Annotated in this window: 19 protein-coding genes; 13 read left to right on the top strand and 6 right to left on the bottom strand. The window is 70.7% G+C overall.

What is annotated here, in order from left to right; genetic code table 11:
- The first annotated feature begins 60 nt into the window (after window positions 1-60).
- Together RNB18_RS39475 and RNB18_RS39480 are read left to right on the top strand one after the other, a co-directional pair.
- Complete coding sequence (locus tag RNB18_RS39475) at window positions 61-708, top strand: hypothetical protein (protein ID WP_311718913.1); 648 nt, start codon at window positions 61-63, stop codon at window positions 706-708.
- Between the two features lie 135 nt (window positions 709-843).
- Window positions 844-1,776: a S1 family peptidase gene (locus RNB18_RS39480; protein ID WP_311718914.1), complete on the top strand. Its 933-nt coding sequence runs from the start codon at window positions 844-846 to the stop codon at window positions 1,774-1,776.
- Here RNB18_RS39480 and RNB18_RS39485 read toward each other — a convergent pair.
- Entirely contained in the window at window positions 1,766-3,406 is a 1,641-nt protein-coding gene (locus tag RNB18_RS39485; RefSeq protein WP_311718915.1) for an N-acyl-D-amino-acid deacylase family protein, read from the bottom strand. The genes RNB18_RS39480 and RNB18_RS39485 overlap by 11 nt on opposite strands.
- 35 nt (window positions 3,407-3,441) lie before the next feature.
- Window positions 3,442-4,704, bottom strand: coding sequence for an amino acid deaminase (locus RNB18_RS39490; RefSeq protein WP_311718916.1), 1,263 nt, complete (start codon window positions 4,702-4,704; stop codon window positions 3,442-3,444).
- Between the two features lie 184 nt (window positions 4,705-4,888).
- On the opposite strand from RNB18_RS39490, the gene RNB18_RS39495 reads away from it, so the two are divergent.
- The 5 genes from RNB18_RS39495 to RNB18_RS39515 all read left to right on the top strand — a co-directional run bounded on the left by RNB18_RS39495 (window position 4,889) and on the right by RNB18_RS39515 (window position 9,386).
- On the top strand, window positions 4,889-6,007 hold the full coding sequence (locus RNB18_RS39495) for a sugar kinase (RefSeq protein ID WP_394817753.1): 1,119 nt from the start codon (window positions 4,889-4,891) through the stop codon (window positions 6,005-6,007).
- On the top strand, window positions 6,004-6,774 hold the full coding sequence (locus tag RNB18_RS39500) for an IclR family transcriptional regulator (RefSeq protein ID WP_311718918.1): 771 nt from the start codon (window positions 6,004-6,006) through the stop codon (window positions 6,772-6,774). Before RNB18_RS39495 ends, RNB18_RS39500 begins: the two co-directional genes overlap by 4 nt.
- On the top strand, window positions 6,771-7,181 hold the full coding sequence (locus tag RNB18_RS39505; RefSeq protein WP_311718920.1) for a RidA family protein: 411 nt from the start codon (window positions 6,771-6,773) through the stop codon (window positions 7,179-7,181). The genes RNB18_RS39500 and RNB18_RS39505 overlap by 4 nt, the downstream gene beginning before the upstream one ends.
- A 115-nt stretch (window positions 7,182-7,296) precedes the next feature.
- Entirely contained in the window at window positions 7,297-8,769 is a 1,473-nt protein-coding gene (locus tag RNB18_RS39510; RefSeq protein WP_311718921.1) for a GntP family permease, read from the top strand.
- Window positions 8,770-8,852: 83 nt separating this feature from the next.
- On the top strand, window positions 8,853-9,386 hold the full coding sequence (locus tag RNB18_RS39515) for a hypothetical protein (protein WP_311718922.1): 534 nt from the start codon (window positions 8,853-8,855) through the stop codon (window positions 9,384-9,386).
- A gap of 6 nt (window positions 9,387-9,392) precedes the next feature.
- On the opposite strand, the gene RNB18_RS39520 is transcribed toward RNB18_RS39515, so the two are convergent.
- Entirely contained in the window at window positions 9,393-10,727 is a 1,335-nt protein-coding gene (locus RNB18_RS39520; protein ID WP_311718924.1) for a M14 family metallopeptidase, read from the bottom strand.
- A gap of 335 nt (window positions 10,728-11,062) precedes the next feature.
- Here RNB18_RS39520 and RNB18_RS39525 point away from each other — a divergent pair, with 335 nt between their 5' ends.
- From RNB18_RS39525 to RNB18_RS39540, 4 genes are all read left to right on the top strand, one after another.
- Window positions 11,063-13,489 carry an ATP-binding protein gene (locus RNB18_RS39525; RefSeq protein ID WP_311719029.1) on the top strand — a complete coding sequence of 809 codons (2,427 nt, stop codon included), beginning with the start codon at window positions 11,063-11,065 and terminating at the stop codon, window positions 13,487-13,489.
- A gap of 32 nt (window positions 13,490-13,521) precedes the next feature.
- The gene (locus RNB18_RS39530) at window positions 13,522-14,412 is read left to right on the top strand and encodes an MEDS domain-containing protein (RefSeq protein ID WP_311718925.1); all 891 of its coding nucleotides are present in this window, start codon (window positions 13,522-13,524) and stop codon (window positions 14,410-14,412) included.
- A gap of 162 nt (window positions 14,413-14,574) precedes the next feature.
- Window positions 14,575-14,982 carry an ATP-binding protein gene (locus RNB18_RS39535; RefSeq protein ID WP_311718926.1) on the top strand — a complete coding sequence of 136 codons (408 nt, stop codon included), beginning with the start codon at window positions 14,575-14,577 and terminating at the stop codon, window positions 14,980-14,982.
- Window positions 14,983-15,039: 57 nt separating this feature from the next.
- Complete coding sequence (locus RNB18_RS39540) at window positions 15,040-16,356, top strand: Nramp family divalent metal transporter (RefSeq protein WP_311718927.1); 1,317 nt, start codon at window positions 15,040-15,042, stop codon at window positions 16,354-16,356.
- Here the strand turns inward: RNB18_RS39540 and RNB18_RS39545 are convergent.
- Both RNB18_RS39545 and RNB18_RS39550 read right to left on the bottom strand, forming a co-directional pair.
- Window positions 16,353-17,597 (bottom strand): hypothetical protein, encoded by a 1,245-nt coding sequence (locus tag RNB18_RS39545; protein WP_311718928.1) that lies wholly within the window; start codon window positions 17,595-17,597, stop codon window positions 16,353-16,355. The two genes, RNB18_RS39540 and RNB18_RS39545, sit on opposite strands and share 4 nt — an antisense overlap.
- 52 nt (window positions 17,598-17,649) lie before the next feature.
- Window positions 17,650-18,156, bottom strand: coding sequence for a SigE family RNA polymerase sigma factor (locus RNB18_RS39550; protein WP_311718929.1), 507 nt, complete (start codon window positions 18,154-18,156; stop codon window positions 17,650-17,652).
- A 122-nt stretch (window positions 18,157-18,278) separates the two neighbouring features.
- Here RNB18_RS39550 and RNB18_RS39555 point away from each other — a divergent pair, with 122 nt between their 5' ends.
- Both RNB18_RS39555 and RNB18_RS39560 read left to right on the top strand, forming a co-directional pair.
- The gene (locus RNB18_RS39555) at window positions 18,279-18,677 is read left to right on the top strand and encodes a hypothetical protein (RefSeq protein WP_311718931.1); all 399 of its coding nucleotides are present in this window, start codon (window positions 18,279-18,281) and stop codon (window positions 18,675-18,677) included.
- The gene (locus RNB18_RS39560) at window positions 18,674-18,991 is read left to right on the top strand and encodes a hypothetical protein (protein ID WP_311718932.1); all 318 of its coding nucleotides are present in this window, start codon (window positions 18,674-18,676) and stop codon (window positions 18,989-18,991) included. The genes RNB18_RS39555 and RNB18_RS39560 overlap by 4 nt, the downstream gene beginning before the upstream one ends.
- A gap of 9 nt (window positions 18,992-19,000) precedes the next feature.
- Here the strand turns inward: RNB18_RS39560 and RNB18_RS39565 are convergent, their stop codons facing one another.
- The gene (locus RNB18_RS39565) at window positions 19,001-20,683 is read right to left on the bottom strand and encodes a chitinase (RefSeq protein ID WP_311718933.1); all 1,683 of its coding nucleotides are present in this window, start codon (window positions 20,681-20,683) and stop codon (window positions 19,001-19,003) included.
- Window positions 20,684-20,899 lie beyond the last annotated feature (216 nt).

Here is a 20,899-nt window from a genome sequence, read left to right on the forward strand (position 1 = left end):
TTGGGCTGTTATCGCCGGTAGCTGTCCCACCTGCCACATCCGTCTCTACAATCCGTCGCCATGTCGAGGCCAGTCGAGTACGAGTCCGGGGCGCCGAACGTCTATCAGCCGCAGCCCGCACCGGCCCCGGCGTACGAGGAGTACACGGACCCGGCGGCGGCGCACGGCTGGCAGAACGCGTACGACGCGACGGCCGAGCTCCCGCGGATCGAGCCCGCGGACCCGGAAACCGGCGACCTGGAGCCGCCCGGCCCGCCGCCCGCCGGCCGGGCCGCCCGGCGGCGCGCCGCGCACGGCACGGGCGCCCGGCGCTCGCGGCGGGTGGTCGTGGCCGTCGGAGCCGTCGGGGTGGTGTCGGCGGCGGCCCTGATCGCGGGGCTGTCCTCCTCGGGACCCGCGCAGGACCGGAAGGACGGCATCCCCTCGGCCTCCGCCGGGACGAGCGACGCCACCGACCCGGCGTCCTCCGCCCGCCCGGCGGTCCCGGGGGGTACGGCCTCCGATGCCGCCGCGTCCGGCGCGGCCACCTCCGCGGGCCCGGAGGCGGGCGGGAGTCCGTCGGCGGGGGCCTCCTCCGGCACCCGGCCCACCGCTTCAGGTTCGCCGGCACCGTCGCCGTCGCCCTCGTCGAGCTCCGCTTCCGCCGACGGCCCGGGCAACTCCAACGGCAAAGGACGCGGACAGGGCAGTACCAAAGGCCCCAAGTAACCGTCCAACTGGGTAGGTTGCCCATGCCGACACAGCTTCTTGCCCAATAACCCACCTCTCTTCACAATGTGCATGACAAAATCGCGGGCGGCCGGAAGATTTCCGGTCGCCCAAGTCGTAAGAGGGGACCCCCACATGAGAAAGCCTCTCGTCGCCGCGCTCAGCATCCTGGCCTTCGCCGGGATGAGTACGGCACCCGCGGTCGCGGCCGAACCCACGGCCACGAGCGTGGGCAAGGGCGTCGGCACGGACACGGTCACCTCCGTGGTCAACGACGTGGTCACGTCCACCACGGCGAGTCTGTCCCAGCTCACGTCACCGTCGCCCCAGCTGAAGGCCGTGACCCTCGCCGGGACCGTCTCGCTCAGCAACTGTTCCGGCTCGGTCATCCGGTTCCCGAACTCCCTGGACACCGATCCGGCGCTGGTGCTCAGCAACGGGCACTGCCTCACCACCGGCTTCCCGGAGCCCGGCGAGGTGCTCACCAACCAGGCCTCCAGCCGGACCTTCGGACTGCTCAACTCCGCCGGAACCAAGGTCGCCACCCTGCGCGCCGGCAAGCTCGCCTACGGGACGATGACCGACACGGACGTCTCGATCTACCAGCTCACCAGCACGTACGCGTCGATCAAGAGCTCGTACGGCATCTCCGCGCTCACCGTGCAGGACACGCACCCGACCGCCGGTACCGCCATCACCGTGGCCTCCGGCTACTGGAAGAGGCTCTACAGCTGCAACATCGACGGGTTCGCGTACCGCCTGAAGGAGGGTGACTGGACCTGGAAGGACTCGGTCCGTTACACCTCCGCCTGCCAGACCATCGGCGGCACCTCGGGCTCGCCGGTCATCGACCAGTCCACCGGCAAGGTCGTCGCCGTCAACAACACCGGCAACGAGGACGGCGAGCGCTGCACGGAGAACAACCCGTGCGAGGTCGACGCGAACGGCAACGTCACCGTCCGCGAGGGCATCAACTACGCCCAGGAGATCTACAACATCCCGGCCTGCTTCACGACGGGGAACCAGCTCAACCTGAACGCGAGCGCGTGCACCCTGCCTAAGCCGTAGCGCCGTGCGGGGCGTTCCGTCGCACGGGACTGTGACGGACCGCCCGGCCTGCCAGGACGTCCGTGCGCCGGCCGTTCTCGATCACGAACCGTCCGTCGACCAGGACGTGGGGGATGCCTGTCGGCAACCGGCGCGGGTCCTCGAACGTCGACCCCGGCGCCACCGTCTCCGGATCGAAGAGGACCAGGTCGGCCCGGTGGCCCTCCCTGACGAGGCCGCGGTCCGGCAGACGCAGCCGGGACGCCGGGCGCGAGGTGAGATGCGCGACGCACTCCTCCAGGGAGAGGACGCCCAACTCCCTGACGTACGTGCCCAGATACCGCGGGAACGTGCCGTACGCCCGGGGATGCGGCTTGGCGCCCCGCAGGATGCCGTCGGAGCCGCCGGTGTGCACCGGGTGCCGCATGATCGTCCGGACGTTCTCCTCGTGGCCGACGTGCTGGAGGATCGACGGGGCCAGCCGGTCGGCGAGCAGGAGCCGGCGGGCGGTCGCCCAGGGGCTCTCGCCCCGCGCGCGGGCCGACTCCGCGACCGTACGGCCGACGAGGTCCGCGAAGGCCGCGTCGCCGACGCCCGAGATCTCGACGGTGTCCCACTCGACGGGCACACCGTGGCACCCGTCGGCGCCGATCTCCTCCAGGTGCTGCCGGATCCGCTCGGCCGTGTCGTCGTCCGCCAGCCGCTTCAGGACGGCCTCGGGACCGCCCTCGCCCGCCCAGCTCGGCAGCAGGGCCGCGAGGGTCGTGGAGCCGGGGGTGTAGGGGTAGGTGTCCAGGCTGATGTCCGCACCCGACGCCAGCGCCTCGTCCAGGAGGGCGAGCAGCTCCGGCGCCCGGCCCTTGTTCACGCCGAAGTTCATGGTGGCGTGGGCGAGATGGAGGGAACAGCCGGCCTCCCGGGTCAGGGCGACCATCTCCTCGTACGCCTCCAGCGCGCCCGCCCCGTACGAGCGGTGGTGCGGGCAGTAGTAGCCGCCGTACTCGGCCACCACCCGGCACAGCTCGGTCAGTTCGGCGTCCTCGGCGTACATGCCCGGGGTGTAGGTCAGGCCCGACGACATGCCGACCGCGCCCTGTTCCATGCCTTCCGCGACCAGCCTGCGCATGCGGTCCAGCTCCCGCGGGGTCGCCTCGCGGTCCTCCCAGCCGACGACGAGCGCGCGGAGCGTGCCCTGGGGGATCAGATAGGCCGCGTTGACGGCGATCCCGCGGTCGAGGCGGTCCAGGTACTCGCCCACCGACCGCCAGTCGAAGTCGATGTCGTCGCCGTAGCCGTTCCACCCGGTGATGGCGCGGCGGACCTCCTCCAGGGTGCGGTCGTCGACCGGCGCGTACGACAGCCCGTCCTGGCCCAGCACCTCGAGCGTGACCCCCTGCGCGGCCTTGGCGCTGTGGTCGGGGTCGCGCAGCAGGGCCAGGTCGCTGTGGGCGTGCATGTCGATGAAGCCGGGGGACAGGACGAGGCCTTCGGCGTCCAGCTCCCTTCTCGCCGTGGGACGCTGACAGCCCGCGTCGGCCGCCTCCTTGACGATCGAGACGATCCGGCCGCCGTCGACCACGACGTCGGCGCGGTACGAGGGGGCGCCGCTGCCGTCGACGACATCGGCGTCCCGGATGACGAGCTCTTCCATCGCCGGACTCCCTTCGTGTCTCAGACGAACGTGTCTCAGAAGAACGTGCGGATGTATTCCACAACGGTGCCGTCGGCCTGCGCCACGGGGATGAGTTGCCACTTGTCGAAGGACGTGCACGGGTGGGAGAGGCCGAGGCCCAGCCAGTCACCGACCTCCAGGTCGGCCCCGGGAGCCGTGCGCAGCCAGGCGTGCTGGTCGGAGAGGGCGGTCACCTCGATGCCGGTGGCCGGGCGCTCGGTGTCGCCCCGGCGGACCACCTGCGGGAACGGGAGGTCGAGGTCGTGGGCCGCGTCCCGCTTGCCCCCGTTGGTGAAGGCCTGGTCGGGGGAGGGGCGGGAGACGACCTGCGTCCACAGGCGGAACGCGGGCTCCAGGGCGCCCTCCTCGGGGATCCGGTTGAAGGGGGTCACCTTGCGGTAGTGGCCGTCGTCGTGCGAGACGTAGGCGCCGGAGCGGAGCAACTTCAGGACCGGGCGGGAGAGTTCGGGAATCTCGGCGAAGACGTCGGCGACCGCGTCGAACCAGGCGCTGCCGCCGGCGCTGATCACGATCCCGTCCGGTCCCGCCGCGGTGAACCGTCCCGCCTTGTCGAAGTCGGCGGCCAGGGCGACGAGCCGGCGCAGCCAGGTGTGGACGCGTTCCGGGTCCGCCCCGGGGACCTCGCCCTCGTATCCGGCGACGCCGACGAGCCGTAGCGTCCCGGTGGCCGCGACCGCGTCGGCGACCGCCGCGCACTCCGCCTCCGTACGGACTCCGGTGCGGGCGCCCTCGCCGGCGGCGAGTTCGACGACGACGTCCAGGGGGCGGGCGGCGCCCTGGAGGGCCGCGTCCATCAGCTCGACTCCGCGCACGGAGTCGACGTAGCAGATGAAGCGGAAGGCGGGATCGGTGTCGAGCTGGGCAGCGATCCACTTCAGGGCCGCCGGGTCCACGAGTTCGTTGGCGAGGAAGATCCGCTCGATGCCGAAGTCGCGGGCGACGCGTACCTGATGGGGGACGGCGAGGGTGATGCCCCAGGCGCCGTGCTCGATCTGGCGCCGGAAGAGCTGGGGGGCCATGGTCGTCTTGCCGTGCGGGGCGAAGGCGAGGCCGTGGCGGGCGGCGTACGTCTCCATGAGTGCGAGGTTGTGCTCCAGGCGCTCGGCGGAGAGGGCCAGCACGGGGGTCGTGAAGCCGCCGGTGAAGAGGTTGCGGCGCTGGGCGGTCAACTCGGCGACGGAGAGGCCGTCCGCGTCCGGGGGGAGGCCCTTGAAACGGTGGTCGACGCGGTCCTCTGCGAGGCGGGCGAGGGACACAGGGCCTCCCTGATCAGGTGGATTGCGGTATCTGCAACGGCCATTGCGTATAACGCTTACTGCTGTCTAACATCCAGGCCAACGCGGGGTCAATGGAGCCGCCGTGACCCTCCGCCATCGACGAGGAGCTACGACCATCGTGAATGCCCCCGACGTCGTGGACGTCGTCGCGCTCGGCGAGTCCATGGTCACGTTCCTGCCCACGCGTGGGGGCCGGCTCGCCGACGTGCCGTCCTTCGACCGGGCGATCGGCGGGGCGGAGTCGAACGTGGCGTGCGGGCTGGCTGCTGCCGGCCATGCCGTTCGGTGGGTCAGCCGGGTGGGGTCGGACGGGTTCGGGGATCACCTGGTCGAGACGGTCGGGGGGTACGGGGTCGATGTCTCCGCCGTGCGGCGGGATTCCTGGCGTCCTACGGGGGTGTACTTCCGTACGGCGGGGGACCGGGCGACGGACGCCCATGAGGTCGCGTACTACCGGGCGGGGTCGGCCGCGTCGGCGATGTCGGTGGAGAACGTGGACCTGGCGTCGGTGCGGGCGGCTCGGGTGCTGCATCTGTCGGGGATCACGGCGGCGTTGTCGGAGGGGTGTCTGACGCTGCTGCGTGCGCTGATGACGCCGGGTGAGGACCGGCCGCTGATGTCCTTCGACGTCAACCACCGGGCCGGCCTGTGGCGGGATGCCGAAGGTCCGCGGGTGCTGCTGGAGTTGGCTCGGGGAGCCGACATCGTGTTCGTGGGGGAGGACGAGGCGGAGGAGGCGTGGGGGATCTCGGGCGGACCGTCGGCGATTCGGGCCGCGCTGCCCGAGCCAGGAGTGTTGGTGGTGAAGCAGGGAGCAGTGGGGGCCACGGCCTTCGTGTCGGCTGCGGGCCGGTGGGGGCTGGTCGCGCCCCGCCCCACGCAGTCTGCGGGCGGTCGTGTCGCTCCGGGCGGCTCCGGTCCTGCGGAGAGCAGCAGCCCGCACGTGCGGGCGAGCGGCACCCACCCCCGGCCGGCTCCGGAGCCGGGCACCTTCGTCCCCGCCCTGCATGTCGACGTCGTGGCGACCACAGGCGCCGGTGATGCCTTCGCTGCCGGGTTTCTCTCCGCCACCCTCCGTGGTCTTCCCCTGAAGACCCGCCTGCGGCACGGCCACCTCCACGCCGCCGCCGCCCTCACCACCCCCGGCGACCTCGCGACACCCCCCACCCGCGACACCACCGACCGGCTGGCCGCCGTCGCGGACGACGCGTGGGGGACACTTCGACTCGGCCCCGGCTGGACGCAAGCCGGTACGGCCCCGGAGGAGGTACGCACCCCATGAGTCAGACCGTCGACCGAGCACTCAGCATCCTGCCGCTGCTCGCCGAGGGCCCCGCCGACCTCGGTCAGGTCGCCGACCGCCTCGGCGTCCACAAGTCCACCGCGCTGCGACTCCTCCGCACGCTCCACGAACACGGCATGGTCTACCGCCAGTCCGACCAGCGCTACCGCCTCGGCGCCCGCCTCATCGCACTCGCCCAGGAGGCGATGGAGAACCTCGACATCCGCGAGATCGCCCACTCCCATCTCGTACGGCTGAACGAGCTGTGCGGACACACCGTCCACCTCGCCGTGTACGAGGAGGCCGAGGTGCTGTACATCGACAAGGTCGAGAGCCGGTATCCGGTGCGGATGTACTCGCGGATCGGCAAGCCCGTCGCCATCACCGTCGCGGCCGTGGCGAAACTGCTGCTCGCCGATCTCCCCGAAGCCGAGCTCCGCGCGCTCGCGGACAAGCTCGACTACCCCCTGTACACGGCCCGTTCGACACCCAACGCCCCCGCATTCCTCAAGGAGCTGGAGCGCGTGCGCGAACAGGGCTGGGCCACCGACCTCGGTGGCCACGAGGAGTCCATCAACTGCGTCGCGGCCCCCATCCGTGGCGCCGACGGCAGGGTCGTCGCCGCGATGTCGGTCTCCGCGCCGAACGTCGTCGTCACCGCCGAGGAACTCCTCACCCTGCTCCCGCAGGTCCGCCGTACGGCCGACGCCATCAGCGGCGAGTACTCCGGCAGAACACCACCAAAGGACCCCAAGGACACCGTATGACGGACAAGATCGCGCTCACCCCCAAGACCCACACCACCCCGCCCGCGAAGTTCTCCCACGGGGTGAAGAAGGGCAACATCCTCCAGGTCGCCGGCCAGGTCGGCTTCCTCCCGGCCGAGGAGGGCAGGCCGCCCACGCCCGCCGGGCCCACCCTGCGCGAGCAGACCCTCCAGACCCTCGCCAACGTCAAGGCGATCCTGGAGGAGGGCGGCGCCTCCTGGGACGACGCGATGATGATCCGCGTCTATCTGACGGACGTGGACCACTTCGCCGAGATGAACTCGATCTACAACACGTACTTCGAGGAGCAGGGCCTCACCGCCCCGCCCGCCGCGCGGACCACCGTCTACGTCGGCCTCCCCGCCGGGCTCCTCATCGAGATCGACGCGCTCGCCGTTCTCGGCTGAGACGCCGCCGGCTCCACCCACTCCCGCACGCCGTGACCGGTGCGGCCCGTGACCGGGCCGTACCGCGATGCCCCCTGCCCGAAAGCTCCATGTACTTACGCAGAGGACCTCCCCCATGTCCCTACCGCTCGCCGCGACCACCGAGATACCCCCGCACACCGGTGGTCTGCTCCTCCTCATCGACGGCACGGCCGGTCTCCTCACGGTCGCCGCCATCGGTATCGCCCTGCTCCTCTTCCTGATCATCAAGGCGAGACTCCAGCCCTTCGTCGCCCTGCTCGCCGTCTCCATAGCCGTCGGCCTGCTCGCGGGTCTCTCGGTCACCGAACTCTTCGGAACCGTCCAGCGGTCGGACGCCGTGTCCACCATCGAGTCCGGGATGGGCGGCATCCTCGGCCATGTCGCGATCATCATCGGCCTGGGCACGATGCTCGGGGCCATTCTCGAAGTCAGCGGCGGCGCGGAGGTGTTGGCGTCCCGGCTGCTGAACCTCTTCGGCGAGAAGCGCGCCCCGCTCGCCATGGGCCTCACCGGTCTGATCTTCGGCATCCCGGTCTTCTTCGACGTCGGCATCTTCGTGCTCGCGCCGATCGTGTACGCGGCGGCGAAGCGCAGCGGCAAGTCGATCCTGCTCTACTGTCTGCCGCTGCTCGCCGGTCTCTCGATGACCCACGCGTTCCTGCCTCCGCACCCGGGCCCGGTCGCGGCCGCCGGTCTGCTCAACGTGGACCTCGGCTGGGTGATCCTCATGGGCATCGTCTGCGGCATCCCCGCGGTGCTGGCCGCGTGGGCCTACTCGGCGTGGGTCGGCCGCCGCATCTTCGTCGCCGTACCGCAGGACATGGTGGAGGCGGCCGCTGAGGCGAAGCAGGCGGTGATCGAGGAGCAGCGGACGCAGGGTGTCGTGCCGCGCGAGGACCCCGTACCGCTCGGCACGGTCCTCGGCATCATCGGTACGCCCCTGATCCTGATCCTGGCCGCCACCTTCTCCTCGATCGCGCTCGACCCGTCCACGGGCCGCTCGGTGATCGAGTTCTTCGGCAGCCCCTTCGTGGCGCTGACGATCGCCCTGGTGCTCGCGTACTACCTGCTCGGCATCCGCCGCGGCTGGTCCCGCAAGTCCCTGGAGACGGTGTCCACCGCGTCCCTCAAGCCGGTCGGCAACATCCTGCTCGTCGTCGGCGCGGGCGGTGTCTTCGGCGCGATCCTCAAGGCCAGCGGGGTCGCCCAGGCGCTCTCCGACACCTTCAACGACGTCGGCCTGCCCGTGCTCGTGCTCTCCTACCTGATCTCGGTGGTCCTGCGCGTCGCCCAGGGCTCGGCGACGGTCGCCATCGTCACCACGGCCGGCATCGTCGCGCCGCTGCTGTCGGAGGGCGACCACTCCCAGGCCTTCGTCGCGCTCGTCATCATGGCCATCTCGGCCGGCTCCATCTTCGCCTCGCACGTCAACGACGGGGGCTTCTGGATGGTCGCCAAGTACTTCGGCATCAGCGAGCGGGACACGCTCAAGACGTGGACCGTGCTGGAGACGGTGCTGTCGGTGGCGGGATTTGTGGTGGCGGCGGTCCTGAGTGTGTTCGTGTAGGTGGTGTGGCCCCATGTAGGCGTCCGATAACGATGTAGGGGCTGGCTGTGTCGGGCACAGGATCGTCGACCATACTGCCCGCTGTGGAGCAGCGCATAGGTTCGAGCAGCCAGCCCCTGGAAGGCGCCGGATTCGACCCGGCTTTCATCCCCGGGCTCACCTCACCCGTGTCCGGCGAGGCGGAGGACGCAGGGCCCGGGGACGCGGGGCCCGAGGAGGCGGTCGAGGAGGCCGACGCCGACGAGCCCACGCCCACGGCGGAGGAGCCCGACGACGCCGGCGAGGAGGAGGCCCCCGACGGCCCCGTCTTCGAAGCCTCCGACCGGCGCGCGAAGTTCGTCGCCGACCACCAGGGCGTCCGGCTCTCCCTCGACGACCAGGCCTGCGAGTTCCGCTGGGACGAGATCGGCGCGATCGAGACGGAGACGCCACGGTTCGGGAAGCGTTTCACCATCACGGTTCACACCCCCGACCGCCGCTGGTACCCGATCGAGATCGAGGCGGAGTCGAGGGCGCGGTTCGCCGACTGGGACGAGCAGTTGGACGCGGTCATGGACAAGTACTTCGAGGACGAAACCCCGGAGACGAAGGAAGAGGGGCCCGAGGAGTCCGACTAGGGACTCCTAGCAGTACTGCGCCTGCTTCCCGATGGACCGGTACATGCAGTCCGAGTTCTCGAGGAGCTGCAGCACCGCGTCCCGGTTCCGTGAGGTCTCCCGCTCGATCACCTCGTCGGGCGGATAGAACCCTCCACCGGAACTCGACGACGGATACATCTCGAAGGTGTACGAGAAGATCTTGTGCGTGCCCCAGAGGTAGTCGTCGATCGACCCGTCGGTGATGTACAGGTCGCTCGCCTGCTCCGCCGTGTACCCGTTGCTCGCGGCCATCTTCTGCCCGACCGTCTTGAACACGGCGTTGTCGTCCGCCGTCATGCCGGCCGCCGTGTCGGAGTACGTGTACCCGTAGGGCCACAGCACCAGTTCGCTGTACGTGTGGAAGTCGATGTTCGACTTGATCTGCTGGACCCCGCCGACGACCCGGCTGCGCACGAAGTCGGCCACGACCTTGACCTCCGGCGCCGACTCGGCGGCCGTACCCCGGTAGGTCTCGGAGGACGTCGATCCGGACGAACCGCCGCAGCAGCCCCAGCGGTAGGCCCAGTTGCGGTTGAGGTCGGTGCCGACGGCCGAGGAACCGGAGTTGGGCTGCCGGTTCTTGCGCCATGAGCGGTAGGAGCCGGTGGCGATGTCGTACTCGCCGCCGTCCGGGTTGAGGTCCGGGACGATCCAGATCTCACGGTTGTTCACCATGTTCGTCACCCGTGAGTCGCTCCCGTAACCGGCGCCGAGTTCGCGCAGCAGATACAGGGCCATCTCCACCGTGAGGTGCTCGCGGGCGTGCTGGTGGTGGGTGAACAGCACCTCGGGCTCGGCCTCGTCGGTCGCCACGTTGTCGCTGATCTTGATGGCGACGATGTCCCGGCCCTGGTACGACCTGCCGATCACCCGCTTGCTCATGATGTTCGGGTAGGCGGCGAGGCGCTGGTCGATCTCGGCGTTCGTCTCGGCGTAGTTGTGGTACCGCGAGTCGGCCGACGGGAAGTCGTACAGCCGGACCTCGTCCTCGGCGATCCGGTCCGGGGCCGCGCCCAACTCGGAGACCTGATAGCCGAGTTGGCGCAGCCTCTTGATCTGGTCCGCGCGCCCGGAGACCACGACGGTCTCCTCGTCGGCCTCGTCGACGGTCACCCCGCTCCGCTGGATCGCCGTACGGGTCAGGGGCGTTGTGTGCTGGTGGATCTCGTACTGCCGGACGTCCTCGGCGCTCGGTGCCGCCTTCGGGGCACTGTCGGCGTTCGCGGAGAGCGGGGCCGCGAGGGCGAGGGCCAGAACGGCGGCGAGGGCCGCGTAGCGGGTGCCGCCGCGGGCGCCGGAACCGCGTATGCGAAGTCGCATGAAGTCTCCTTGGTTCTCCGGGGTTTCCGGGATCTCCGGAAGTGGGGGAGTGGAGCGGGGGGGTGGTTCAGCGACGTGCTGCCGGTGCGGGTGTGCCGCTCATCGTGGGCTTGTGGCATGAGCAGGTCAAGAGCGAATAAAGACGCGATGGCGTGAACTGTGCGTCGCCTGTGGGTTCTTGATGTGCCCCGGGGCCGCGGCAGTGTACGCGGATCGGTGCGCCACGGCGTGATCCCCGGGGAAGTGCACCCACGGGTGTGAGCCGTAGGTGCATATATGTGAGGGCCGGGAGCACAGTGGGATCTCCGACCACACCCCCGGAGGGCTGGCTGATCATGGGCGGATCAGCGCCACGGCGGGCCGGACACCTGCCGGTCGAGACGACCAGTTTCGTCGACCGGCGCGGTGAACAGGCCGCGGGCCGCGAACTGCTCAGCCGCGCCCGCCTGGTCACGCTGACCGGCCCCGGCGGCGTCGGCAAGACCCGCCTCGCCGCACGCATCGCGGCCCGCGCGGAGCGCACCTTCCCCGACGGCGTCCGCTTCGTCCACCTGGCGGGCCTGCGCGAGCCCGAACTGGTCCCGCTCGCCGTCGCCGACGCGCTCGGCCTCCACGACCACTCCGCCGGGCCGCCGGCCGACGCCCTCGTCGCCCATGTACGGGACCGCAAGGTGCTGTTGGTCCTCGACAACTGCGAACACCTGCTGCGGGCCTGCGCCCGGCTGGCGGCGGCGCTGCTGCGCGGCACCACGGGGGTGCGCATCCTCGCGACCAGCCGGCACCGGCTCGGTCTCACCGAGGAGAACCTCCTCGACGTACGACCGCTGCCGGTGCCCGATCCGGACGGCGACCTGTCCGCGGCCGACGGATATCCGGCGCTGGCCCTCTTCGCCGACCGCGCGGCCGCGGTCGTCCCCGGCTTCGCGCTGACGGCCGGCAACCGGGCCGCCGTCGCCCGCCTCTGCCGACGCCTCGACGGACTCCCCCTGGCCATCGAACTCGCCGCGGTGCGCATGCGGGTGCTCGGTGTGGAACAGCTCCTGGAACGCCTCGACGACCGCTACCGCCTCCTCACCTCCGGCAGCCCGGCGGCCCTCCCACGCCACCGGACCCTGCGGGCCGCGGTCGACTGGAGCCACGAACTGTGCACCGCACGCGAACAGTTGGTCTGGGCCAGGCTCTCGGTCCCGGCCGGCGGTTTCGACCTCGAGACGGCGGAGGCGGTCTGCGCGGACGGCGACCTCGTCCACGGCGCCGACGTACTCGACGCGATCGCCGGCCTCGTCGACAAGTCCGTGCTCTCCCGGGAGCCGGGCCCTGACGGGGTGCGGTACCGGCTCCTGGACACGTTGCGGCACTACGGCCTGGAGAGACTGCGCGGAACGGAGGGCGAGGAACTCGCCACCCGGCGCCGGCACCGGGACTGGATGCTGCGGCGGGCGACCGCCTGCGAACAGGCCTGGTTCGGTCCCGGCCAGCGGGAGATCGTCGCCCGGCTCCGCGCGGACCAGGACAACCTGCGGGCCGCGCTGGACTTCAGCTTGCGGGGCGCGGGCGGGGCGGCCCTCGCGTCGGGCCCTGGAGGGGCTTTCGGCGCGGGTGCCCCGGGCGAAGAGTCCGTCATGGCCGCGGGCCGCGAGGGTGTCGCGCCGACCCCCGCCGACGCCCTCGCCGGGTTGCGGCTCGCCGGGACCCTCTGGTTCTACTGGCATGCCTGCGGGGCTCCCCGCGAGGGCCGGTACTGGGCCGAGCGGGCCCTGGAGGCGAATCCGGAGCCGACGTCCGAGCGGGCCCGCGCGCTGTGGGTGGCCGGGCTGCTGGCCGGGTGTCCCGAGGACCTGACCAGGGGACTGCGCCGGGCCGAGGAAGCCCGGGACCTGGCACGCGGTCTCGAGGACGCCGCCGAAGCCGCCCACGCCGAGTACGTCATCGGCGTCATCCGGCTCTTCGCCGACGACCTCCCCGGCGCGCTGGCCCACTTCGAGGCCGGTGTCGCCCGCGGGCCCGTCCCCGGCCAGCACCTCAGCCTCGTCGGCCTCGACCAGGTCGAACTCGCCTGCGCCCTCGGCTTCCTGGGGCATGCCGACCGGGCCGTCGAGGTCTGCGAGAAGACCCTGCGGCTCTGCGAGGAGCACGGTGAGGATTGGGTGCGCTCCTACGCCCTGCGCATGCTCGCCCTCGCCCACACCGTGAAACAGGACTGGCCCCGCGCCGAGCAGTACGCCCGCGAGGCTCTCCGGCTCAAACTCGCCGTCAACGACCTCATCGGCCTCGCCCTCACGCTGGACCTCACGGCGCGTATCGCGACGGAGCGCTCCGCGCACGAGCGGGCGGCCGTTCTCCTCGGCGGGGCCGACCGGACCTGGGCCGCCGTCGACCAGGGCAGGTGGGGTTCCGAGGCACTCAACTCCTTGCGGCGGGACACGGAGAGCCGGGCGGGGCGTGCCCTGGGCGCGACCGCTTTCACCGCCGCGTACGACCGGGGCGCGGCCCTCACCCTCGCCGAACTCGTCGGTCACGCCCTCCAGGAGCCGGGCCTTCCCGACGTCACGCCGCCCGCACCGGACAGACCCCAGGTCCGCCTCACCCCCCGGGAGGCCCAGGTCGCCGAACTCGTCGCCGAAGGCCTCGCCAACCAGCAGATCGCCGACCGCCTGGTCATCGCCCGCCGCACCGCCGAGGGCCACGTCGAACGGATCCTCAACAAGCTCGGCTTCAACACCAGAACGCAGATCGCGACCTGGGTCACGGCCCAGCGGTGACCGAACACCCACCCCACCCGAAGGATCCCCCCATGAGCACCCCCTTCGACCACCGCATGTCCGTCCACTCCACCGACGACGAATTCCTCGCCAACGCCCTCCCCTTCCTCACGGAGGCGTTCAACACGCCCGAGGAACCCCCGCCCGCGGCCATCGCCTCCCCCCACCACCTCGCCCTCCTCAGGGACACCCTCGGCACGGACGTCCGGCACGTCACCCTCATCGACCACACCGACTGGTACACCGGCTCCGCCGCGAACGCGGTCGCGCAGGGCGCCGGGTACCTCGCGGCGCATGCCGGGCCCGGCGGCCGTATCCACCTGCTCATGGAACCCGTCTGGAACGGCAGGGCCGGCCGTTCACCCCGCGAGACCACGGAGTGGATCCGCTACGAGGCCCTCGCCAACCTCCTCTTCGCGCCGTTCGCCACCACCGCGCTGTGCGCCTACGACACCCGCACCGCCGGTCCCGCGATCATCGACACGGCCCGCAGGGCCCACCCGGACACGGGCGTGTACGAGGAGCCCGTACGCCTGGTCGCCGAGCTGAACGCCGTACCGCTGGCGCCGCCCCCGCCGGACGCGGAGCTCCTCACCGACCTGGCCGCCGACGCCGTACGGCTCGCGGCGCAGGCGCGTGGGCTCGCGCCCGCCGACGCGGAACTGTACGCGACGGCCGTCGCCGAGGCCGCGCAGGCCGTGGGGCAGCGGGCCGGTACCGCGCTGCTGTGGGGGCAGGACACGCACTGTGTCTGCGAACTGCGCTCGGAGCGCCGTGTGGACGACCCGCTCGCCGGATTCGTCCCGCCGGACACCACCGACCTGGAGTCCGGCCAGGGGCTCTGGTACGCGCGCCAGGTGTGTGCGTACGTCGACGTACGCGACGACCGGGACGGGTCGACCGTACGACTGCAGTATGCGTAGTCGTACAGGTGTGGTGCAGGTATGGAATCAGGTAGTACTCCCCGTGTGCCACGCTCCCGCGGGGGCCACCCTGTGAACATGCTGCGACTCTCCGGGGGACGCCTGCCGGATCCCGACCCTCGTTACGCCGCCTACCCCCAACCTCCCCTGGGAGCAGGTCACTTGAGTGTCGAGTACGAACCCCGCCCGTCCGTGGTGCGCGAGGCCCGGGCCGAGGTCCGAAGACAGCTGGAGGGGTGGGGGCTCGCGGAGCGGGACGACCTGGTGGACACCGCGGAACTGCTCGTGAGCGAACTGGCCACCAATGCCCTGCTGCACTCGGCCGGCCGCTTCACCCTCACCCTGTCCGCCGCGCACGGCCTGCTGCGCTGCGAGGTCGCCGACACCGGCCGGTGTATCCCTCAGGTGCTGGACGCCGGGGTCTCGGAAAGCGGCCGCGGGATGTTCCTGGTGAAGGCGCTCGCGCTGCGCTGGGGCTGGCACGAGCACGGGCCGGGCAAGACGGTCTGGTTCGAACTGGGTACCTGCGGGGGCGCCGGCTGCGGTGGACGCCCTCCGGGCGACCGCTGATTTCCTTCACCGCACGCCCTCTTGCCGGGTCGAGATCTTTAGGGTTTCTTGACCTTCATGGCGGACACCACGGACAACACAGTGACCGGTGAGGCGAACTCCGTACCGCGCAAGTCCAGTTGGCGGTACATCGGCCCGGGTATCGTCGTCGCCGCGACCGGCGTCGGGGCCGGAGATCTGGTCGCCACGCTCATCGCGGGCAGCAACTTCGGCTACACCCTGCTGTGGGCCGCGGTGATCGGCTGTCTGGTCAAGATCTCTCTCGCGGAGGCGGCGGGCCGCTGGCATCTGTCCACCGGCAGCACCCTGTTCGACGGCTGGGCGAGCCTGGGCCGCTGGACCACCTGGTTCTTCGCCGTCTACGTGGTGATCTGGGGCTTCGTGTACGGAGCGGCGGCGATGTCGTCGAGCGCGCTGCCGCTCCAGGCCCTGTTCCCGGACGTGATGGACCTCGAATGGTGGGCCATCGCCTGCGGTCTGGTCGGCCTGGTCTTCGTCTGGTTCAACAAGTACGCGGTGTTCGAGAAGGTCATGACGGTCCTGGTGGGCGTCATGTTCGTGGTGACGGTGTACCTGGCGATCAGGGTCACCCCGAACCTCCCGGACGCCTTCGCGGGCCTGCTGCCCGTCCTGCCCGACGAGAAGGACTCGATCCTCAACACCCTCGGTCTGATCGGCGGCGTCGGCGGCACGATCACGCTCGCGGCGTACGGCTACTGGGTCAACGCCAAGGGGTGGACCAACACCGGCTGGATGAAGGTGATGCGCCTCGACAACCGGGTCGCCTACATCACCACCGGCATCTTCGTCGTCGCCATGCTCTTCGTCGGCGCGGAACTGCTGCACAGCGCCGACGTGGCGATCGCGAGCGGCGACAAGGGACTCGTCCAGCTGAGCGACATCCTGGAGGACGAGTACGGGTCGGCGACCGCCAAGTTCTTCCTGATCGGCTTCTTCGCCACGTCCTTCACCTCGCTGATCGGCGTCTGGCACGGGGTGAGCCTGATGTTCGCGGACTTCGTATCGCGGTACCGCGACCGCGGTGCTGCGGCGGGCTCAGGCCAGGAGGTCGCGTCCGGCTCGCGCGAGCGCTCCTGGCCCTTCCGGGCGTATCTGCTCTGGCTGACGTTCCCGCCGATGGTCCTGCTCTTCCAGGGCCAGCCCTTCCGCCTGGTCATCATCTACGGCGTCCTCGGCGCGGCCTTCCTCCCCTTCCTGGCCGGCACGCTGATGTGGCTGCTGAACACCTCCCGCACGCCCAGGGAGTGGCGCAACGGTCCCCTGAGCAACGCGATGCTGGCGATCGCGGGACTGCTGTTCCTGGTCCTGTGCGTGAAGCAGATCTGGGACCAGCCGTGGTCGGAGTTCTTCTAACTGACGCTCCACCACCGGGCGTCGAGCGCCATCTTCCGCATCTGGGCGATGGTCAGCGCGGGGGTCGCACGGGTCGCGGGCTCGATCTGGGTGCCGGCGTTGAAAGCGCTGATCACCACGCGTTTGCCGTCGGCGCGCATGGTGTCGACGGTCCACATCACCTGGTGGCCCCGGTCTCCGGGGCCCTGCTTGACGGCGACCCGGGTGCCGTCGGGCAGGGTCTCGGAGTTCGAGCCGAAGAGGTCACCGGCCGAGTCCAGCATGTCGGGCTGCACATTGACCTGGACCATGCTTTTGCCCTTGCCGTCGTCGACCACGACGTAGGCGTAGTCGCCGTCGTCGCTGCTCTTGTCGGTCACCTTCAGGCCCTTCGGCAGCAGGGCCAGCAGGTTGGTGCGGGCGTGCAGGTCGGAGCCGGGGAGCTCCGGCTCGGGGAGGGGCGCGGGGAGGGCGTTCGCGACGGTGCGCCACTCCTTCGCCGCTGCCAGCCGCGTCAACGCAGCCGGGTTCAGAGGGGGATCGGTCCGGGTGACGGGCTTGCCCTTCTCGGCGGCCGCGTTCCACTCGCTCACGGTGATGTGCTGCCCGGTCGGGGTGACCAGCTCGGCGGACCAGAGCTTGGTGTCCGCCCGGCGGTCGGGATACTCGTACCCCTGGAGCACGGTGACCACGGAGCCGTCGGCGAGCCGACTCGTCTTGCAGGCGTCGTACGGGATGTACACCCGGTCGGGGCACTGGGCCGCCTGCCGGGCCGTCGTACCGCCCGGCTGCACCCGGCCCACGGTGACCCCGATGGCCGCGGCGCCGGCGCCGTCGTCGAAGACGAGCGCGGCGGACGGCGCGGGCACCTTCAGCTTGTGGGTCGGCTCGGTGCCCTGCCCGCGCTCCTCGCTGAAGTCGCCCTTGGGCAACAGGCTCTTGAGGGTCTCGATCATCTGCTCGTCGGTCGTATGCGTGGCCGTGGCGCTCGGCTTCGGTTTGGCGGAAGCCGTCAGGGACGACGGCACGGCCTCCGTAGCCGTACCGCCCGGCCGCAGGACCAGCGCCCCGCCCACGCAGGCGAGCACGACGCTCGCGGTGCTCCCGGCGACGGCGGTCCGCCGAACGAACCGCTTGCGCCGGCCCCGCGCCGCGCCGCGTGCGGCGAGGGCCGTGCGGTTGGTGTCGAACCCGCCGCCGGTCTCGTGCAGGGCGGCGGCGAGCCGCTCCTCGAAGGGGTCCTTGTACTGGTCTGCGAACATGGGGCAGCCACCGTTCCGGATCGGTCGGACGAAAGAGAAGTCAGGGGGCCGGTCAGGGCCGGGCGTAGGCGTCGATGTCCTCGCCGAGGAGCTCGCGCAACTGCTTGAGGGCCCGGGTGCAGCGCGTGCGGACGGCTGCCGCGCTGGCGTTCAGGACACCGGCGGTCTCCTCGATGGAGCGGTCCTCCCAGTAGCGCAGGACGACCACGGCCCGGTCCTTGGCGGGCAGCCGTGCGAGGGCGTCGAGCAGCGTCAGCCGCAGGGGCGTGTCGACACCGGCGGCGGCCACCTCCGGCAGGACGTCGGTCGCGCGCTCTTTGCTGCTCCGGCGGCGCTGATGGGTCAGGAACACCCGGACCAGGACGGTCTGCGCGTACGCCGCGGGGTTGCCGACGACGGAGATCCGGCTCCAGCGGAGGTAGATCCGCCCGAGCGCCTCCTGCACCAGGTCCTCCGCGAGATGAGTGTCACCCGCGGTCAGCAGACACGCCGACCGGTACAGGTGTCCCGCCCGGGCAGTGGCGAACTCCTCGTACTCGTCCGCGCGGGCCTGTCTCATGTGTTCCCCCTGGTGCTGTGCGCCCGGCTGTGGAAGAGGTCCTCACTTCACTGACGCTGTGGGGTGGGGAGAATGTTTCATATGACCTGGAAGCAGTCCGCGACGCGAGGGGACGGACGCCGATGACCACCCCGCCACCGCCCTACGGCAACCCGCCCCACCCGTACGGCACCCCGCCGGGCTTCGGCCCGCCACCGCCCCCCTCGGCCTTCGCCCCTCAGCCGCCCCAGGAGGCGCCCGAGGGCCCGGAGTTCATGGCCGTCGACCGGAACAACTCCATCGTCGTCGACTCCGCGGGCGTCGCCTTCGAGGACCACGGCCACTCCGCCGAGTTCCCCTGGCACGAGATCCGCAGCGTCCACTACAAGGACGGCCCGGGCGGCAAGACCTTGATGATGGCCGTCATCCACCTCGACGGCCGCTTCTACGAGTGCGTCGTCGACGCGAAGAGCCGGGACACCCTGGGCCAGTGGTTCGCCCAGCTGGCACCGGTCCTCGGGTACTACCGGCCATTGGCGTGACGGGCGACGCGGAGCTCCAGATCCACGAGGTGCGGTGCGCCACGGCGACGGAGACGACGGTGGTCGTGCGCTGCCTGCGCGGCCCCGTCCGCATCGGCGCCCGCTTCTCGCTGGTTCGCGACACACGGGCGCCGATCGATCTGACCGTGACGAGCATCGTGCGCTACAACCACCCGGACCACGCGGTCGACCCCGGGCACTCCGCCCTGGTCACGCTCCGCGGCACGGGAGCGCAGGAGCTGCGACCGACGATCGGGGAGACGGGCCGGGAGATCATGGCGATTGCCCAGGGCGACAACCCGGCCGCGCCCTGACCCCGACGGTTACGGCAACCCGTGCACGTGCGGTCCCACCGTGTTGGACCACGTGTTGCCCGCCGCCGCGTCCCAGTTGGTCGACCAGGTCATGGCGCCGCGCAGGTCCGGGTAGGTCTTCGACGGCTTGAAGGAACCGCAAGCCGTGCCCTTCGTCAGGCAGTCCAGCGCGTTGTTCACCACGGAGGGCGAGACATAGCCGCTGCCCGCCCCGCTCGTGGACGCCGGCAGGCCCAACCCCACCTGGGACGGGGACAGTCCGCCCTCCAGCTGGATGCACGCCAGGGCGGTCAGGAAGTCCACCGAGCCCTGGGAGTAGACCTTGCCGTCGCAGCCCAGCATCGAACCGCTGTTGTAGTACTGCATGTTGACGACCGTGAGGATGTCCTTCACGTTCAGGGCGGTCTGGAAGTACGCGTTGGACGTCGACTGCATGTCGATGGTCTGGGGCGCCATCGTGAGGATCAGCCCCGGCCCCGCCTTTGCCGAGAGCGATCGCAACGCCTGTGACATATAGGTCGCGTTGAGCCCGTTTTCCAGATCGATGTCGACCCCGTCGAAGCCGTACGTCTGCATCAGCGCGTACACCGAGTTCGCGAAGTTCGCCGCCGACGTCGGGTCGCTCACCGAGACCGTGCCGTTCTGGCCGCCCACGGAGACGACGACCTTCTTCCCGGCCGCCTGCTTCGCCTTGATGTCCGCCTTGAACTGGTCGACCGTGTACCCGCCGAGCCCGGCCGAGTCCAGGGTGAAGGTCACGGCGCCGGGAGTCGTCGTGGCGTCCGCAAACGCCACCGCGACGATGTCGTACTGCGACTGCACGGCCGACAGCTTCTGGACCGTCGCCCCGTTGTTGAAGTTCTGCCAGTACCCGGTGACCGCGTGCTTCGGCAGCGCGCCGCCCCCGTCGCCCGGGGAGGCGGTCGTCGTCCCCGTCACCGCGCCCGACTTCACCGACTCACCCGCCGAGTTCACCGCCGTGACCTGGAAGCTGTACGACGTCGACGCGGCCAGTCCGGTCACGGTCGCCGATGTCCCGGTCACCGCCGTGATCTTCGTTCCGTTCCGGTAGACGTGGTAGCCCGTCGCGCCCGACACCGCGTTCCAGGACAGGGAGACGGACGACGAGGACGTGCCGGAGACCGCCACGCCGGCCGGTGCCGCCGGGACCGTAGGGGTGGGATCGCCCCCGCCGCCCCCGTCCGGGCCGTACACCGACACGTCGTCCGCGAGATACGCGGCCTGTCCGTACCAGCCGTGCGTGTACACCGTCACCGAGGTCGTTGAGGCGCCCGTCGTGAAGCTGGTCGTCAGCTGCTTCCAGGACGAGGTGTCAGGGGTCCAGGTCGACACGTCCGTCGTGCCGGTGCCGGTCGCGCCCAGGTAGGCGTAGCCGCCCTGCACCCAGGCGCTCAGCGTGTACGTGGCATTCGGCTTCACGGCCACCGTCTGGACGCACTTGGCGTTGTCCTGCCCGGCCGGCGTCGCCTTCAGCGCGGCCGAGCCGCCGTGCACGGGGGAGGAGACGGTCGTACCGCTGCTCGCCGAACAGGTCCAGTTGGTCAGGCCGGACTCGAAGCCGGCGTTTTTCGCGTTGTTGACGTCCGCGGCGGACGCGGGGCCCGCGACTCCCAGGGCGAGGGCCAGAGCGACGGTTGTTGTCCCGAGCCGTTTTCTGCTGAGTATGGGCATGACAAGAGAGTTGGTCCAGACCAATCCCGCTGTCAAGGATGTCGTCAGGATGGGTACGCAACCGGCCTTTCTCTGGCCCGCGCACGTGGCAAGTGCGCCCCATCTGGGCAGTAATCGCCCGTTTTTGATCCCTGGCGCGGGCCAGGAAGTCACAGAATCGCTGTTCTCCGGCCATAGAGCCGTGGTTACAGTGCTCAGGTAGTCACGCAGTGAAGT

The organism is Streptomyces doebereineriae, assembly GCF_031845645.1.
Classification (GTDB): domain Bacteria; phylum Actinomycetota; class Actinomycetes; order Streptomycetales; family Streptomycetaceae; genus Streptomyces; species Streptomyces canus.